This window comes from Kitasatospora sp. NPDC028055 (genome assembly GCF_040637885.1).
Classification (GTDB): Bacteria; Actinomycetota; Actinomycetes; order Streptomycetales; family Streptomycetaceae; genus Kitasatospora.
In genome coordinates, this window is sequence record NZ_JBEZXE010000003.1 from 196,625 (window position 1) to 213,262 (window position 16,638).

At 75.4% G+C, this 16,638-nt stretch carries 10 protein-coding genes; 4 read left to right on the forward strand and 6 right to left on the reverse strand.

Going from position 1 to position 16,638, the window contains the following annotated elements; all coding sequences use genetic code 11:
- The first annotated feature begins 39 nt into the window (after positions 1-39).
- The 3 genes from AB0F71_RS06980 to AB0F71_RS06990 are packed head-to-tail and all read left to right on the forward strand — an operon-like array spanning position 40 to position 5,064.
- Positions 40-1,707: a hypothetical protein gene (locus AB0F71_RS06980; RefSeq protein ID WP_360229352.1), complete on the forward strand. Its 1,668-nt coding sequence runs from the start codon at positions 40-42 to the stop codon at positions 1,705-1,707.
- Complete coding sequence (locus AB0F71_RS06985; protein ID WP_360229354.1) at positions 1,707-4,589, forward strand: bpX6 domain-containing protein; 2,883 nt, start codon at positions 1,707-1,709, stop codon at positions 4,587-4,589. Before AB0F71_RS06980 ends, AB0F71_RS06985 begins: the two co-directional genes overlap by 1 nt.
- Before the next feature lie 37 nt (positions 4,590-4,626).
- Positions 4,627-5,064: a hypothetical protein gene (locus AB0F71_RS06990; protein ID WP_360229356.1), complete on the forward strand. Its 438-nt coding sequence runs from the start codon at positions 4,627-4,629 to the stop codon at positions 5,062-5,064.
- Positions 5,065-5,067: 3 nt separating this feature from the next.
- On the opposite strand, the gene AB0F71_RS06995 is transcribed toward AB0F71_RS06990, so the two are convergent.
- Positions 5,068-5,787, reverse strand: coding sequence for a TioE family transcriptional regulator (locus AB0F71_RS06995; protein ID WP_360229358.1), 720 nt, complete (start codon positions 5,785-5,787; stop codon positions 5,068-5,070).
- Positions 5,788-5,881: 94 nt separating this feature from the next.
- Between AB0F71_RS06995 and AB0F71_RS07000 the strand changes: the two genes are divergently transcribed.
- Positions 5,882-7,063, forward strand: a complete 1,182-nt coding sequence (locus AB0F71_RS07000) for an erythromycin esterase family protein (RefSeq protein WP_360229360.1) — start codon at positions 5,882-5,884, stop codon at positions 7,061-7,063.
- Between the two features lie 224 nt (positions 7,064-7,287).
- Here the strand turns inward: AB0F71_RS07000 and AB0F71_RS07005 are convergent, their stop codons facing one another.
- The 5 genes from AB0F71_RS07005 to AB0F71_RS07025 all read right to left on the reverse strand — a co-directional run bounded on the left by AB0F71_RS07005 (position 7,288) and on the right by AB0F71_RS07025 (position 16,634).
- Positions 7,288-7,740: a peptidoglycan-binding protein gene (locus AB0F71_RS07005; protein ID WP_360229362.1), complete on the reverse strand. Its 453-nt coding sequence runs from the start codon at positions 7,738-7,740 to the stop codon at positions 7,288-7,290.
- 251 nt (positions 7,741-7,991) lie between these two features.
- The gene (locus AB0F71_RS07010; RefSeq protein ID WP_360229364.1) at positions 7,992-12,938 is read right to left on the reverse strand and encodes an amino acid adenylation domain-containing protein; all 4,947 of its coding nucleotides are present in this window, start codon (positions 12,936-12,938) and stop codon (positions 7,992-7,994) included.
- Positions 12,939-13,088: 150 nt separating this feature from the next.
- Complete coding sequence (locus tag AB0F71_RS07015) at positions 13,089-13,793, reverse strand: SDR family oxidoreductase (RefSeq protein ID WP_360229366.1); 705 nt, start codon at positions 13,791-13,793, stop codon at positions 13,089-13,091.
- Between the two features lie 102 nt (positions 13,794-13,895).
- A complete protein-coding gene (locus tag AB0F71_RS07020) occupies positions 13,896-15,176 on the reverse strand; it encodes a cytochrome P450 (RefSeq protein WP_360229368.1) in 1,281 nt (426 codons plus the stop codon).
- 75 nt (positions 15,177-15,251) lie between these two features.
- On the reverse strand, positions 15,252-16,634 hold the full coding sequence (locus AB0F71_RS07025; RefSeq protein ID WP_360229370.1) for an MFS transporter: 1,383 nt from the start codon (positions 16,632-16,634) through the stop codon (positions 15,252-15,254).
- Positions 16,635-16,638 lie beyond the last annotated feature (4 nt).

Here is a 16,638-nt window from a genome sequence, read left to right on the forward strand (position 1 = left end):
GGTCCGCCCGGCCGACCGGCCGGCGCGGGTGCGTGGCCGGTGACCGCCGCACTCGCGCCCTGGGCCGGGACGCTGTCCGCGCTCACCCCCGAACTCGCCACCGCGCTCGGCCCCCTGCTGCGCCGCCTGGACGCCCTGATCGGCGCGCACGAGCCCGTCGCCGGGTCCGAGGGCGAGCCGGACGGCTACGGCGGTCTGGCCCGCGGCCGACGGCCGGAGCGGCTGCTGCCCGCCGAGTGGCTGCTCGCCGAGGAGTGCCCGGAGGAGTTCCTGCGCCGGTGGAGCGAGGGTGAACTCCTGGAGCTGGAAACCGAGTTGCGTGCCCCCGAGGGCCGCGGCCAGGTGGTCGTGCTGGTGGACGCCGGACCGGCCCAGGCGGGCGCGGCGCGGCTGGTCCAGCTGGCCGCGCTGCTCGTGCTGCACCGCCGGGCGGCGGCCCGGGGCAGCGAACTGCTGGTCGGCGTCCTGGGGGACCCGCCCGGGCGGCTGATCGGCGGCGACCTCGCCGAACTGCTGCCGCGCTGGCTCAAGGCCCGTCAGCACACCGACCCCGAACCCGAGGACGTCCGGTACGCGGAGCGGGCGCTGGACCCGGCCGCGCAGTGCTGGCTGCTCACCTCGCCCCGGCTGGCGGCCCGGCTGCCCGCCCGGCGGCGCACGGTGGCGAGCGAGGAGGCGGGCTGGAACGCGACGGGCGTCGCGCGGGTGACGGTCCGGGTGGACGGCGCACCGGCCGTCGAGCTGCCGCTGCCCCCGGCGAGGGTCGCCGTGCGGGCGCTGCGCGGCAGCGGCTTCCGGGCCTCCGCGCAGTTGGACGCCCAGCTGCCCGCCGTCGGCGGGGCGCTGCCCGCGTTCACCACCGACGCGGCCACCCTGCTGGCCCGGGGCCGGCGCGCCGATGTGCTGATCGCCGTGGCGCTGTCGGGCGGACACCCCGACGGTGCCGCCCGGCCGCGCCGCCACGAGCTGTTCGGCCCGGTGATCGCGGCCGCGCGCACCAGCGGGCGGCTGCTGGCGCTGTGCGCGCGCAACGACCGGCTGGAACTCCACGTGAGCGGACGGGCGTTGAGCGGCTCCGACGGCTACCGGGTCAAGTCGGCGACCGTCGGCCTGCCGGAGATCGGCTCCCCGGAGTTCGCCGAGCTGATGGCCCAGCCGGTGCTGCCGCTGCTGCGCGAGGGCGATGCCCTGGTGCTGCCGGTGGCCGGCCGCTGGCGCCGGATCGAGCGCGGCGGACGGGTGTCGGAGGACGGACCGGTCGTCTCCACCCAGGGCGGACAGCCGTTCCGGCGTGGGCGGGAACCCCGGCTGTCGCCCGTCCCGCTGCCCGCCGACGCGGCCGGGGCACCGCACCTGGTGCACGGCGGCCGTGCCGTCGGCTGGTCGGAGGACGGGCGGACCTGGGAGGTCCGTCCGAGCCGGGGCGAGCACCGCCGGATCCGCCTCGGGGAGGGGGAGACCGAGGTGATCGGACTGGTCGAGGACGGCTTCGAACCCGTCCTGATCACCTGCACCCGGGCCGCGGGGCTGGTCCGCGCCGTCCGGGCCGACGGGGTCCGTACGCTCACCGCGCTGTCCGGCGGCACGACCGCCCCGGCCGTCCACCCCCGGCTGCCGCTGCTCGCCGCCGAACCCCGCCCGGGCCGGGTGGTCGTCGCGAACGCGACCGACGGGCGCACCCACGCCGTGATCAGGAGTGCCGACTGATGAGCAGTTCCCCGACGAGCAACCGCGTGGCGAGCAGTCCCGTCGTGGGCGGCCCCGTGCCGGGCGCCCCGGTGGTCGACGCGGCCGGGTTCCTCCTCGACGTGCCGCTGATCGGCGCCGCCGAGGCGGCCGAGCGCGTCCTCGCGCACTGGCAGGACGGCGCCCGGCTGAGCGAACTGCCGGACGGGCGCTGGCTGTTGCGGCTGGCCGAGCCGGTGCGGACCCGCACCGACCGGGCACCCGGCGCGCCGCTGCAGCTCGCCGGACAGGCCCTGGTGGCGAGCCCCGGGCAGACCGGCCGACCCGGTGAACTCGTGCTCGCCACAGGTGCACTGACGGTCCGTCATGTCATCGCCGAGCTGCGGCCGGTGGACCCCTCGGAGTGGCTGGACCTGAGCGGGCTCACGCTCCACCGGCTTGGGCCGGTCGGCACCGCCGTCGAAGCCGAACCGGTCGGGACGGACCTGCCACGCCCGGCCGCCGTGGACCTGCGGGCCGTGGCCGGTATCCCCGGGCGCAGCCGACGGGCCGGTCGGCTGCTGGGCGAGCCGACTCCAGGTGCCGCGAGGGCGCGCCGGATCTCCGGGGTCGTGACCGCCCTGGTGCTCGCGCTGGGTCTGTCCTTCCTGGCCTCGGTCGTGGCCGCCGGAGTGCCCAAGGCACCCGTGATCGTCCTTCCGGTGGTGGTCGGCGCCTCCGCCGGACTGACGTACCGCTGGTACTCCCGGGTCCGTCCGGGTCTCCGGTTCGGCCGACCCGGCGGCAGCGGCCGGACCGGCCGGCCCGGCACGGCCTTGGCCGCCCCCGTTCAGCAGCGCCGGCCCCGGCAGCGTCCGCACCGGCGTCCGCGCGGCCAGTGGCTGGCCCGGTTCGCCCTGCGCAGCCCCGCCGGGGCGCTCCTCCGGGAGCGCCACGCCCGCTACCTGCACCAGCTCTCCCGCTCCTTCCGGCAGCGCCGCTGGGAGGACGCCCTGCGCGACGCGATCCGGCTCTCCGGCGCCGACGGCCGCCCGGAGCAGGGCCTGCTGACCCTGCGCCTGCCCGACCGCTTCACCGGCGCCCTGCGGCCCAGCGCCCAGGAGCGCGGCGGGGCGCCGCTGGCGCTCCCGCTCAGCGGCCCGACCGTCCACGAGTACCTGACCGGCCTCTACCGGGACGCCGCCGAGGCCCTGGAGCGCGACGGCCGGATCGACGAGGCCGCCTACGTACTGGCCGACCTGCTGGCCCAGCCTGCCGAGGCCGTCGCCCTGCTGGACCGGCACGGCCGCACCGCCCAGGCCGCCGAACTCGCCGAAGGCCGCGGCCTGGCCGCGGAACTGGTGGTCCGGCTGCACTGGCGGGCCGGGAACCGGGAGCGGGCGGTGCGGATCGCCCACCGGCGCGGCGCCTTCGCCAGCGCCGTCGAGCGGCTCACCGCCACCGACCCGGCGGCCGCCCGTGAGCTGCGCGCCGCCTGGGTGGACCACCGCCGTCGGGCCGGGGACCGGCTGGGCGCGGTCGAGGCCGCCTGGCCGGACGAGACGCTGCGCCCGGGCGTGCTGCCGGACCTGCGGGAGGCCGCCGAACTCGGCGGTGCGGCCCGCGGGCGGGCGCTGGTCCACCTGCTGGCGCTCGGCGAGGACGTCGCGGAGCCCGTCCGGGCCCTGCTCGCCGAGGCCGGGCCGAGTGCCGCCGGGCCGAGTGCCCCTGAGCCGTGGTCCACCGAGCCGAGTGCCACCGAGCGTGCGGCCGCCCTCGCGGCCCTTGCCGAGCTGCGGTGCGCCGACCCGGCCGTCGACCGCGAGCTCGCCACCTTCGCGGTACGCTCCCTGGTCCGCACCGGCGGACTGCCCGGCCGCGCCGCCGTACGCTCCGAAAGCACCGTCCACGCCCGGCTGTTGAAGCGCGCCGACCCGCTGGCCGCCGCCGACCTGCCGAAGCCCCGGCGCACCGGGCCCGGCCGGAGCGGGGCGCTCACCGTCACCGCCGCCGACCGCCCCGGCACCCTGCCCGTCCTGGACGCGGCCCGGCTGGACTCCGGCCTGGTGCTGGTGGCCTGCGGCCAGGCCGGCGTACGGCTGCTCGGCCCGGACGGCCGGGCCCGCGCCCGCTGGGACGTGCCCGCCGAGCAGCTGGTGGTCGCCGACCACGGCGGCACCGTGCTGTTGGTCGCCCGCTACGGGACGGTCCGCGAACTGTTCCGGCTCGACCTCGCCACCCGCCGGGTCGAGCGGTGGACGGCCCTGCGGGTGCGCGGGATCGTCCCCTCCTACGACGGCCGCCACCTGCTCACCGTCGACCAGGACGGCATCGCCGTGCTCGACACCCGCGCCACCCGCCCGACCGTCGTCCACCGCGAACTCGGCAACGACCAGCAGGCCGTGGGCCGGATCGCCCGCACCCCCGCGAGCTGCGCCGTGGTCGTCCACACCCGGGCCGGCGGCCACACCGCCGAACTGACCGAACTGTGGCGCTGGGACCAGCCCGGCTGGGAGCTGCGCGCCCGGCAGCAGGTCGAGCTCGACGACTCCGTCGACCGGGTGGCACTCGCCGACGGACGGCTGCTGACCGCCCGCCCCGGCGAAGCCCCCGGCGCCAGCGTGCTCCGCTGGACCGGCCGGGGCAGCGCCGAACAGACCGTCACCGGTCCCCCGGTGGTGCTCGGCGCCGACGGCACCCACTGGGCGTTCACCGAGCGCTCCGAGGACGGCCTGCGGACCACCGTCGGGGGCGCCTCCGGGGCCGCCTTCACCGCCCTGCTGCCCGGGGCGGTGACCGACCCCGTGCTCCGGCTGCGCGCGCACGCCGGGGCGGTGACCTGCTGGCACCGCAGCGGGCGGGTGTTCGCGGTGCGCGCGGACGGTACCGAGCTGCTGGCCATCCTGCGGGTCACGGCGGGCTGACGGAGGTTTGCCAGATGGCGTTCGAGGAGGTGGGCCGGTGTCCTGGCCAGTGGTGATCGTTGTCGTCCCGGCGGAGCGGCGTGCGGAACTGGAGCTGCGCTTCCGCGCACTCGGCCCGTTCTGGCAGCCGGCGCCGCAGGACGATCGGGTGCACTGGGGCGGCAGCTCGTACGCCCTCGACCTGTCGGGGGAGGTCCTGCGCGACTTCGAGCCAGAGGACCTCGAAGAGCTCACGGCCCGGATCGGGGAGCCGTACGCCGTCCGGGTGGCGAGCGAGTCGATGGCCGCGGCCCGGGCCCTGCTGCGGCACGTCCTGCCCGGCCTGGCCGCGATCGTCGACACCGACCACTGGGAGCTCATTCCCTCCGACGACTTCCTCGGCCTCCTCGCCCGTCACCCCGAGTGGGACTGGCGCCGCCTGCCGAGCACGGAACTCCCCGGCGTGTCCGGCGTGTCCGGCGGTGGGGAGAGGTAGGCGTCAAGGCGAGCCCGGCGCGTCGGGCGGTGCGGAGAGGTAGGCGTCCAGGCGGGCCGCGGCGGTGAGCATGGCGCGGCCCCGGGCGGTGAGCCGCTGCTGCCAGCTGTCGAGGGCTGCGGCCAGGCCGTCCGTGCCGCCCGCCGTGCGGACCTGCCGGAGGACGGTGGCGATGTGCGCCAGCGGGTGGCCGCCACGCCGTAGCAGGTGGGCCAGTTCGGCGTCGCGGACGTCCTCGGGGCGGTAGTAGCGGTGCCCGCCGGGGCGGTCGCGGGCCGGGGTGAGGATGCCGGCTGTCTCCCAGGTGCGCAGGGTGGCGGGGGTGAGGTCGAGCCGGTGGGCGAGTTCGCCGATGCTCAGCGGGCCGGGGAGGGTGGTCGCGGCCCGGGTGGGCGGGTGCGCCGAGGTGAGGTGGTCGACCGCACGGCGGACGGTGGCGAGGGTCTCGCGGTCGCGCAGCAGCTGGGCGTGGCCCCGGTCGAGCGCCGTCAGCGCCTCGTCCGGACGGTCGTCATTGACGGCGGACATCGCCAGGCCCGCCGTCGCATGCCCGAAGGCCGCGACGAGGGAGAGGAAGGCCCGCAGCGCGGCGGCGTGGCGCGCGGTGTAGATCCGGTAGCCGGTGGGGGTGCGCTCGGTGGGCGGCAGGAAGCCGTCACGCTCGTAGTTGCGCACCGCCTGGGTCGAGAGGCCGTGTTCGCGGGCGAGGTCGGCAGGGCGCACGGCGGTGACCTCCTGGTTTGAGACTTTTCATCGAGAATGCCGGGCCGAGACGGGAAAAGTCTCAACCGAGCTTTCAAGGATACGCTTGAGGTTCATGAGCCAGGACATCTTCATGACCCAGGACATCGGAGACTTCCGCACCCCTTCCTGCGAACTGCTGGCGCTCGGCGAGCCGACGCACCAGGAACCGGCTTTCGGACTGGTCCGCAACCGGCTGTTCGCCCAACTCGTGGCACAGGGCTTCCGCTCGATCGCCCTGGAGACCGACCGGGTGGCCGCGCTGGCGGTGGACGACCACGTCCGGCACGGCGTCGGCACCCTCGACGCCGTGCTCGCCGAAGGCTTCACCCACGGCTTCGGCGCCCAGCAGGCGAACCGCGAACTCGTCGCCTGGATGCGCGAGTTCAACCGTGACCGGGAGGCCGCGGAGCAGGTGGCGTGCCACGGCTTCGACCTCCCCACCGAGAACACCACGGCGCCCAGCCCACGCCGCTACCTCGAACACGCCCGTGACTACCTCCGGCTCGACCTGGACGTCGCCGCCCTGACGGGGGAGGACGAGCGCTGGGAGCGTGAGGAGGCGATCCTCGACGCCGCCGCGTCGCCCGGAGCCACCCCCGAGGCCGAACGGCTGCGCCGTACCGCCGACGATCTGCTCAACCAACTCTACGTGCGTGCACCGGACTTGATCGCCGCGACCTCGCACGCCGAGTGGCTCCGGGCCGGTGTCCACCTGCGCGCCGGACTCGGAGTGCTGCGCTACCACGCCCAGGCGGCGGTCCAGGGCCTGGGGACGAGCGCCCGGATCTCCGGTCTGATCAGGATGCGGGACGCCCTGATGGCGCAGAACCTGCTCGACATCCGCGCCGTCGAGGCCCGGCGCGGGCCGACCCTGGTGTTCGCCCACAACCGGCACCTCCAGCGCAATCCGAGCGCCTGGTCCCAGGACGAACTGGACTGCGGATGGAACGGCGCCGGCCACATCGTCGGCTCGCTGCTGGAGGAGCGCTACGTGTTCGTCGCGGGGAGCCTCGGGCGCAGCGCCGCGCTCGGGCTCGGCGAGCCGGCGCCGGGGACGTACGAGGCGCGGCTGCAAACCGGCGCCGGCGCCTGGCGGTTGACCGCCCCGCCGGTCTCGGGCACCGCCCGTACCCGGACCGACACCACCCCACGCCAGGGCTACTTCCCGCTCGACCCGGAGACCCTCGACGGCGCCGCCGCGCTGCTGCACATCGTCGACGGCGGGGCTGTGGGGGACGGAGGCGCTGTGGGGTAGTCCGTCGTCACGGCCCCGGGTAGGCCGCCCGCAGGTGGGCGACCAGGGCGGCGGCCGGCGGCGTAGGTGGCCGGAGCGGGGCGCGGAGCGCTTCACGGGGTGGGCCGGCCGGTGACTCCGGCCGACCCACCCCGGGCCCTTCTGCCACCGTCAGGGTGGTTCCCGGGTGGCGCCCGGCTGACGCCTGGGCGGCGCCTCGTTGGCGCCTCGTTGGCGCCCAGGGATCAGAGCGAGTCGCAGTACCGCGCGAACGCGGCCTGGGTCCCGGCGCCGGCGATGCCGTCGATGGCGCCGGTGTAGCCCCAGTTGCTCTTCAGCCAGCGTTGCAGCGCCTCCACCGTGTGGGCCCCGACGATGCCGTCGATGGCATCGGTGTAGCCCCAGTCGGCACGCAGGAACCGCTGCATGGCCTGCCAGCTGCCGGTGCCGAGCTGGCCGTCGAGGGCGCCGGTGTAGCCCCAGTACTGCTTGAGCGCCACCTGGAGCTTGGCGGCCTGCGAGGTGCTCAGCCCGAGGTTGACCACCGCAGCCAGGGCGGCGGGCCCGGGCGCCGCCGCCTGCTGGACGCCGGTCGGCGTCGCCGCGACGGCGGTACCGGCGCCGGCCAGGCCGCCGACGGCGATGCAGGCCACGGCCGTGGCACCGACGACCGCCTTCACCAGAACGTTCGAGCGCATGTGCAGCCCCCTTCGGTACACCCGTGGGACGGGTGGGTTGTCTGGACACCGTCACTCTGGCACGGAGACCGCCGCCCACGAACCGAACCGGTCCGGATGGCCGGTACTGCGCCCTCACTGGCCGACCGGCGGAGCTTCGAACCCGAACCTCCGCCTCCACCTACGGATCCGCCCGCCCCGCCGGTGGCCGCCGTACCGGTGCCCGCCCGGCGGGATCCCGCCGGGCGGCCACCGGGTCAGGGCAGGACCGGTCACGCCCCGCCGACGGCGGGGTACTCGGCGTGCGGGTCGGCGGCGATCTGCCGGAGGGCCTCGAGGACCAGCTCACCGAGCCGCGCCCCGGTGCCCGCCAGGGGGCTGTCCACCCCCACGGTGACGGACAGCGCGCGTTCCCCGGTGTGTGGGGAGCGGGTGAGCTCCAGCATCAGCGGGAAGCTGTGCCGGTCGGAGAACCACCAGTCGCCGGTGCGGATCCGGGCGAGCGCGTCGAGGTCGTCGAAGGCGTGGAAGTCGGTGTAGTTGAAGGCGACTTCGAACAGGCGGTGGTCGCGCCCGACCAGCTGCTGCATGGCGGCGAGCGGGTACCGCCGGTGCGGCTGCCGCTCCCGCTCGGCGTCGAAGGCGGCCCGGGCGAGGTCGGCCCAGCGGCCACCGTCGACCCGGACGTGCACCGGCACCATGTTGAGCAGCAGGCCCAGGACGAGGTCCCCGCCCTCCTGCTCCATCCGGCCGTTGACCTGCATCGCGCCGACGGTGTCGGCGCGGCCGGTGAGCCGGCCCAGCGCCCAGGCGTGGGCGGCGTAGTAGACGCTCTTCACCGGAATGCCCAACTCGGCCGCGACCAGGTCGAGTTCGGCGTCGAGTTCGGCCGGGAGCGGCGCGTGGAAGGCGAACTCGTCGGTGCTGCCGCCGCCGGGCAGCACCGGCAGCTCGGCGGCCGGTGCGGTGGCCGGGAGCAGCCCGGCCCAGTAGTCCCGGGCCGCCGGGTCGGCGAGGGCGGCCTGCTCGGCGGCGACGAAGTCGCGGTACCTGGTCCGCGGCAGGTCGGGCAGAGCGGCGTCGGTCGCGCCGAGCCGGGCGTCGTAGGCCAGCAGGAGTTCCGTCATCAGCCGGGCGAGGCTCCACCCGTCCAGGATGGAGTGGTGGACCGCCAAGGACAGTTGGAAGGCCTGCGGGCCGTCGTGCAGCACGGCGCAGCGCACCAGCGGCGGCTCGTCGAGGTAGAACGGATCCGCCTTCTCCCGCTCCCACCAGGCGTGCAGCAGGGCTTCGCGTTCCTTGTCGCCCAGCTCCGGGCCGTGGTGGCGGTCCTCGACCGTGAGCGGGACGAGGGCCTGTCGGTGTACGAGCTGCATCGGCTCGCGGAACAGGCCGAGGTGGAAGGAGGTCCGCAGGATCTCGTGCCGTCGGCCCAGGTCGGCGAGCGCGGCCTCCAGCGCGGTCCGGTCGAAGGCGCCGTCCACCCGGACGCTGATCAGGTCGTGGTACAGGCCCGACTCCTCGTCGTCCGCGAGCTCGCACTCGTAGACGATGGCCAGCTGCATTGCCGCGGTCGGGTAGGCGTCCGTCACGTCCTCGGGCAGCGAGTCCGGGTCGAGGTCGGCCAGGGTGGTGGAGAGCGGCGCCGGTTCGGCCGGTCCGGCCGGTTGCTCGGCGGCGGCGGTGAGCTCGCAGTGGCGGGCCAGCTCGGCGACCGTGGGATTGCGGAAGATGCTCTCGATGGTCACCGGCAGTCCGGCCGCCCGGGCGGCCACGCCGAGCCGGATGGCGATGATGGAGTCGCCGCCGACGGCGAAGAAGTTGGCGTGCACGTCGGGCTCGTCGCCGCGCAGCACCGTGTGCCACACCTCGGCGAGCCGGCGCTCCGTCTCGGTCCGCGGAGCGGTGCGGGCGGCCGGGGCGGCCTGGGTGCCCGGTGCGGCCGCCGCCTCGGTGCCGGGCGCCGGCAGCTGGGTCTTGTCGAGCTTGCCGTTGGCGGTGAGCGGGAGGGCGGGCAGCTGGACGAAGGCCGCCGGGAGCATGTGCGCCGGCAGTCGCTGCGCCAGCGCGGAGCGGACGGACTCCGCGTCTAGCGGCCGGCCGGGGGCGGGCACCAGGTAGCCGACCAGCCGCGGCACCCCGGGGGTGTCCTCACGCAGCACGCAGGCGGCGCTGCGCACCCCGGGCTGGTCGAGCAGTGCGCGCTCGATCTCGCCGAGCTCGATCCGGAAGCCGTGCAGCTTGATCTGCTGGTCGGCCCGGCCCCGGTACTCGAGTTCGCCGTCCGGCAGGCGGACGGCGAGGTCGCCGGAGCGGTAGAGCCGCTCGCCCGGGGCGCCGAACGGGTCCTGGACGAAGCGCTCGTCGGTGAGCTCGGGGCGGTTGAGGTAGCCGCGGGCCACCCCCGGGCCGCCGATGTACATCTCGCCCTCGGTGCCCGGCGGGACCTCGGCCATCCGCTCGTCCAGGACGTGCACCCGCAGGTCGCCGATCGGGCGGCCGATCGGGCTGGTCGATCCGGTGAGATCGGCGATGCCGATCGGGCGGACGGTCACGTGGACGGTGGTCTCGGTGATCCCGTACATGTTGACCAGGCGGGGCCGGGCGGTGCCGTAGCCGCCGGCCCAGCCGCGCAGCATCGCCGGGTCGAGCGCCTCGCCGCCGAAGACGACCGTGCGCAGGGCGAGCGGCGGGAAGCCGGCGTCCTCGGCGACGGCGGCCAGGTGCCGGAAGGCCGTCGGCGTCTGGTTGAGGACGGTCACCTGCTCGGTGCGCAGGAGTTCGAGGAAGGCCATCGGGTCACGGCTGACCAGGTAGGGGACGAGGACGAGGCGGCCGCCGTACAGCAGCGGGCCCCAGAGCTCCCAGACCGAGAAGTCGAAGGCGATCGAGTGGAACAGGGTCCAGACGTCGTCGGCGCCGAAGCCGAAGTCCGCGGTGGTGGCGGTGAAGAGCCTGGTCACGTTGGCGTGGGTGACGACGACGCCCTTGGGCTTTCCGGTCGAGCCGGAGGTGTAGATCACGTAGGCGACGTTGTCCGGTCCCACCCCGGACTGCGGCGGCCGCACGGACTCGTCGTCGGCCGACCGGCCGTCCCCCGGTTCGCCGCCCTGCGGCCCGTCCCCGAGCGGCCCGTCCCCGAGCGGCTCGTCGAGCCGGACGAGGGTGCGCTCCGCGGAGCCGAGCAGCGGCTCGCAGGACTCGGCGTCCCCGACGAGCAGGCGGCAACCCGCGTCGGTGAGGGTGGCGTCCAGCCGGGCGGCCGGGTGGCGCGGGTCGAGCGGCAGGTAGCCGGCGCCGGACTTGAGGATGGCCAGCAGGCCGACGACCAGGTCGACGGTGCGCTCGGCGCACAGGCCGACGAGCTGTTCGACGTCGGCGCCGTGCCGGCGGAGGCGGTGCGCCAGCCGGTTGGCGGCCCGGTCGAGCTCGGCATAGCTGAGCCGGCGGGTGCCGTCGGTGACGGCGATCGCCTCCGGGTGGCGGGCGGCCACCTCGGCGAAGACCTCGTGCAGGCAGCGGCCCTGCCAGTCCGGCGCGCCGTTCGACGTCGCGGCGGCGGCCTGCACGGGAACGGCCGACCGGTCCGGGCCGGTCGCGTGGTCGGGCCCGTCCAGGGCCGAGGCGAGCAGCTCCACGTACCGGTCGAGCAGGGCCGCGGTCCGCTGCTCGGTGAACAGGTCGGTGCTGTACTCGGCGCTCAGCACGAACTCCTCGCCGTCCTCGTGGACTTCGAGGGTCAGGTCGAACTTGGCGGTGCCGTTGTCCACGGTCCGCGGCCGCACGGTCAGGCCCGCCAGTTCGGCGTGCGGGCGCAGCGGCCCCTGGTAGGCGAGGGCGACCTGGGCCAGTGGGGTGCGGGAGAGGTCACCGGCCGGGGCGAACTCGGCGGCCAGCCGCTCGAAGGGCACGTACTGGTGCTCGACGGCGTCGAGCGCCGAACCGTGGGCTTCCTTCACGGCCTCCCGGAAGCTGCCGCCGCCCGGCCGCAGCCGGACCGGCACGGTGTTGGTGAAGAACCCGACGACGTCCTCCAGCGCGGGCTCCGGCCGGCCGTCCGTCGGGGAGGCGACCAGGAGGTCCCGGCGGCCGGTCAGTTCGCCCAGCAGCAGGCCGTACGCGGCGAGGCAGACCGCGTACGGGGTGGTGCGGGTGGCCGCGGCGAGCTCGCGGGCCGCCGTCAGCAGGGCGGAGCCGGTGCGCCGGGTGACCCGGCGGCCGCGGTGGCTGCGGACCGCGGGGCGCGGGTGGTCCGCGGGGAGGTCGAGGGTGGTGGGGGCGTCCTGGAGGTAGCTGCGCCAGGGGGCGAGCCGGGCGTCGGCGTCCGGGGCGGCCGCGAGCTCCTGCTGCCAGTGGGCGAAGTCCCGGTAGGACAGCGCCGGTTCGGGCAGGGCTTCGTCCGGGCCGCCGGTGTGCTGCCGGTAGGCCCGGGCGAGGTCGCGGTCGATGACGTCCAGGGTCCGGCCGTCGGCGATCAGATGGGGGAGGACCAGCACCAGCAGGTGGTCGTCCTCGCCCAGCCGGAACAGGGCCGGCCGCGGCAGCGGTTCCCGGCCGAGGTCGATGTGCTCGGCGGCCAGTCGCGCCGCCCGGTCCAGGGCCTCCTGCTCGGGGGCCGGGTGCCCGCTCAGGTCGGTGGTCCGCAGCGGTGCGACGGCGTCGTGCACCCGGGTGTCGAGCTCGCCGTCGACGAGGAGGAAGGTGGTGCGCAGCTGCTCGTGCCGGCGGGCCACCGACGCCCAGGCGGCCTCCAGCGCCGCCCGGTCGAGCGGACCGTGCAACCGGGCGGCCGCCGCCACGTTGTAGGAGACGCCGGCGGCGGGGCTGAGGTGGTCGAGGAACCAGAGCCGGCGCTGGCCGAGCGAGTACGCGGGGCCCTCGCCGGGCGCCCGGCGCACCGGGGGCAGGGCGGCCGCCCGGGTCGGGGAGCCGTCCGCGCGGTGGCGCAGCCGCTGGTCGAGCAGGTGGGCCAGGCCCGCGACGGTCCGGGCCTCGAAGAGCTCCCGCACGGTGAGGTCGGCGCCGTGGCGCCCGCGGATCCTGGCGGCGACCCGCGCCGCGTGCAGGGAGTTCCCGCCGAGCTCGGTGAAGTCCACGGCGGGGTCGACGGCCGCCACCCCGAATATCTCGGCCCACAGCCGGGCCAGCTCGTCTCGGAGGCCGTCGGGGGAGGTCGGTGCGAGGTCCGGTCCCGTGGTCGTCCCGGGGTCGGTGGTCATGTGCTGGCGCTCCTGGAGTCTCGCGGGTGGCGACTGGGCGTCACCGGAAGGCGTACGAAGTGCGGCGGCCGATCTCGGCGAGGTGAGTGCGGGGGGTGCGGGGGCGGGCAGGCCGTTGCGCACGGCCTGCCCGCAGGGGCGGACGAGCCGTCAGACGGCCTGTCCGACCGGCCGGATCACGACGGTGTTCACGTCGACGCCGGCCGGCTGGCGGACCGCCCACACGATGGAGTCGGCGATCTGGTCCGCGGTCAGGTTGAGGCCCTGGGGGGCGCCGCCGGCGCCCTCCCAGAAGTTGGTCTCCACCCGGCCGGGGGCGACCAGGGTGACGCCGATCCCGTCGGCGGTCACCATCCGGCGGGTGTTCTCGGCGAGGCCGGTCACCGCCCACTTGGTGGCGCCGTAGATGTTGCCGGGGGTGTAGACCACGCCGGCGACGCTGCCGATCAGCACGATCCGGCCCTTGGACTCCTTCAACGCGGCCAGCGAGGACCGGATGAGCAGGGCCGGGCCGAGCACGTTGGTGAGGACCATGTCGCGCCAGCCGGCCGGGTCGCCCTCGGCGAGCGAGTCGTGGGTGGCGTAACCGGCGTTGGCGACGACGGTGTCCAGTCGGCCGAAGGTCCGTACGGTGGCCTGGACGGCGGCCTCGACGGCCTCGTGGTCGGCGGCGTCGGCGGCGATGGTGAGCAGGGTGTCCGGCTTCGCGGCGGTCTCCTCCGCGAAGCGGGCGAGCCGGTCGCTGTCACGGCCGGTGACGGTCACCCGGTGGCCCTCGGCGAGCAGCCGGCGGGCGGTGGCGGCGCCGATGCCGCTCGAACCGCCGGTGATGAGGGTGACGGGGGAGTCGGTCATGAGGTGGTGCTCCTTGTTCTTCGGTGCAGCGCTCCGCGGTGCAGCGCTCCTCGGTTCGGCGCCCGTTGGTCCGGCGCTCTCGGTTACGGCCGCCCGGGCGGATCAGCGCGGCAGGCGACTGGTGAACCGTACCGGCAGGTCCTCCAGGCCGCGACTGATCGAACTGTCGGCGACCCAGGTCAACCGGTCCGCAGGGACGGCGAGTTCCAGCTCGGGCAGCCGGCGCAGCAGCGTCGCGAAGGCGATCTGGCCCTCCAGTCGGGCCAGCGGCGCGCCCGCGCAGAAGTGCGGGCCGTGACCGAAGGTCATGTGCCGGTTGGGGCTGCGGGTGATGTCGAAGCGGTCCGGGTCCGGGAAGACGGCCGCGTCGCGGTTGGCGCCGGACACCGAGAGGTGGACGAAGCTGCCGCTGGGGATCTCGACGTCGCCGATCCGGACGTCCTCGGTGGTGGTGCGCAGCGTGCCGCGGTCCACCGAGCCCTCGTAGCGGAGGAACTCCTCGACCGCGGGTTCCATCAGCTCCGGCCGGGAGCGCAGCAGTTCCAGCTGCTCGGGGTGGGTCAGCAGGGCCCACACGCCGTTGCCGATCAGGTTGGCGGTGGTCTTGTGGCCGGCGATGATCAGGAAGATCGCGGTGGAGATCAGCTCGGCGTCGGTGAACACGCCGTCCTCGTCGGCGGCCCGGACGAGGTCGCCGAGCAGGTCCTCCTGCGGCTCGGCGCGGCGCTTCGCCAGGACGTCGGTGAAGTACTCCACCACCGCGTCGTTGACCAGCTTGCGCTCGCGGGCCGCGTCGCCCTCCTGGCTCGGGTCCTGGCTCAGCACCTTGCCCCAGTGCTGGAACAACGGCCGGTCCTCGTACGGGACTCCGAGGAAGGCGCAGATGACCATCAGCGGCAGCGGCAGGGCGAAGGCGTCCAGCAGGTCGAGCTCGCCGGACTCCGGGAAGGCGTCGATCAGGTCGTCGGTGATCCGCTGGATCTGCGGGCGGAGCAGCTCCATCCGGCGCGGCACGAACGCGCGGCTGACCAGGCTGCGCAGCCGGGTGTGCTCGGCGCCGTCGGCGAGCAGCATGTTGCTGGCCAGCACCGAGCTGTTCTGCAGGGTCTGGTCGCGGAACCAGGCCGGGGCGGCGTCCAGTCGCTTGGACAGCCGGGGGTCGCCGAACGCGCGGGTGACGCTGTCGTGGTCGATCACCACGTAGGAGCCGTCGGCCCCGGCGGGGAAGTCGATCGGGTGCACCGCGCCCTGGGCCCGCAGCTCGGCGGTGGCCGGGTGCGGGTTCGGCCCCGGGTCGGTGACGAACTCGGTGGGGACGCGGAAGGGGCAGACGGCGCCGTCCGGACGGGCTTCCGGACGGGCTTCGGAACGGGTTTCGGACACGGTGATTCCCTCGACTAGGCGCATTCGGGCGGTCAGGAGGTGCTGCAACGGCGGGAACCGCTGGTGCTGCGGGTGTCAGGACGGGGCGCTGGCCAGCGCGTCGGGGTGGGGCAGCCGGCGGATCAGCCGGGTGAGGGTCGGCAGTGCCGCCAGCGACGAGACCAGGGCCATGAAGGCGAAGACCCAGGGCGCGCCGCCCAGGTCGAAGATCGAGCCGACCGCCAGGATGCCCAGCGGCTGGGCGACGTAGGACAGGAACATCACCGCGCCCATCACCCGGCCCTGGAGCCGGTCGGGCACCAGGACGGCGACGTACGCGAAGAAGAGCGCGTTGACGATCGGACCGCGCAGGAAGACACAGGCCAGCAGGACGCCGAGCGGCAGCACTCCGGGCACGGTCATCAGCAGCACGGCGGCGACCGGGCCCAGCCAGGCCGCGGCGAGGAAGATCGTCGCGGGGCGCAGCCGGTTCAACACCCAGGTGGCCAGGGCCGCGCCGACCAGCCCGCCGGCGCCGGCGATGCTCAGCATCATGCCGATCTCGGGTTCCGAGGCGCCGCGCTCCTTGGCGGTGGCGATCAGCGCGAGGAAGGCCCCGGTGTGGTTGAAGGCCATGTTGGAGCCCATGATCCAGACGATCCAGATCACCAGCACCGGGCGGCCCAGGATGAACCGGAAGCCGTCGAGGGCCTTGCGCCGCTCGTCGTTGCCGGTCGGCGCCGCCTGCATCGGGCGCCGGATGAACAGCAGCGTCAGCGCCGAGCAGACGAAGGTCAGCGCGGTGGCGACGAAGGGCAGGGCCCGGGCGACCCCGAACAGCGAGCTGCCGATCGGGGCGCCGGCCACGGTCGCGCCGAGCGGCCGGATCTGGTTCTGGGCGGTCGCGCGGGTGAGTTGGGAGGCCGGCACCACCTGCTTGATCGCCGCCAGGGCGGGCGGTTCGGAGAGGCCGAGGCAGACCGCGGAGACCACGGCGAGGACGAAGACGGCCGGCACGTTCGTCCGGTCGGCCAGCACCAGCGCGCCGAAGAGCAGCAGCATCAGAGCCCGGGTGGCGTCGCAGGCGATCAGCAGCTTCCGGCGGTCCATCCGGTCGGCGAGGGTGCCGCCGGCGATCGACACGGCTCCGGTGACCATGAGCTGGGTCGCGCCGAGGGCGCCGGCGTAGGCGGCCTCACCGGTGATCGCGAGCATCAGCAGCGGATAGGCGACCTCGGCCGACTCCTTGCCCACGCTGGCGAGGAAGCGGCTGATCCACAGCGCCTGGAAGTCGCGGTTGCGGATCAGCGGCACGTCCTGGGCGGGGGTGTCCGGGGCGCTGCTTCCGGGGCCTGCCGGCCCGAGGACCGAAGCTTCGGCGGCGCCGGGCTCGGCGGCACTGAGTCCGGCGGCAGCGGGCTCGGCGGTGCCGGGTTCGACGGCACCGGATTCGGCGGTGCCGGGTTCGACGGGCTTCACGGGG

Bases quoted from the DNA above. Each gene is read 5' to 3' on its own strand.
- AB0F71_RS06985 (WP_360229354.1), top strand. From the start codon at position 1,707: ATGAGCAGTTCCCCGACGAGCAACCGCGTGGCGAGCAGTCCCGTCGTG.
- AB0F71_RS07000 (WP_360229360.1), top strand. From the start codon at position 5,882: ATGAGCCAGGACATCTTCATGACCCAGGACATCGGAGACTTCCGCACC.
- AB0F71_RS07005 (WP_360229362.1), bottom strand. From the start codon at position 7,740: ATGCGCTCGAACGTTCTGGTGAAGGCGGTCGTCGGTGCCACGGCCGTG.
- AB0F71_RS07010 (WP_360229364.1), bottom strand. From the start codon at position 12,938: ATGACCACCGACCCCGGGACGACCACGGGACCGGACCTCGCACCGACC.
- AB0F71_RS07015 (WP_360229366.1), bottom strand. From the start codon at position 13,793: ATGACCGACTCCCCCGTCACCCTCATCACCGGCGGTTCGAGCGGCATC.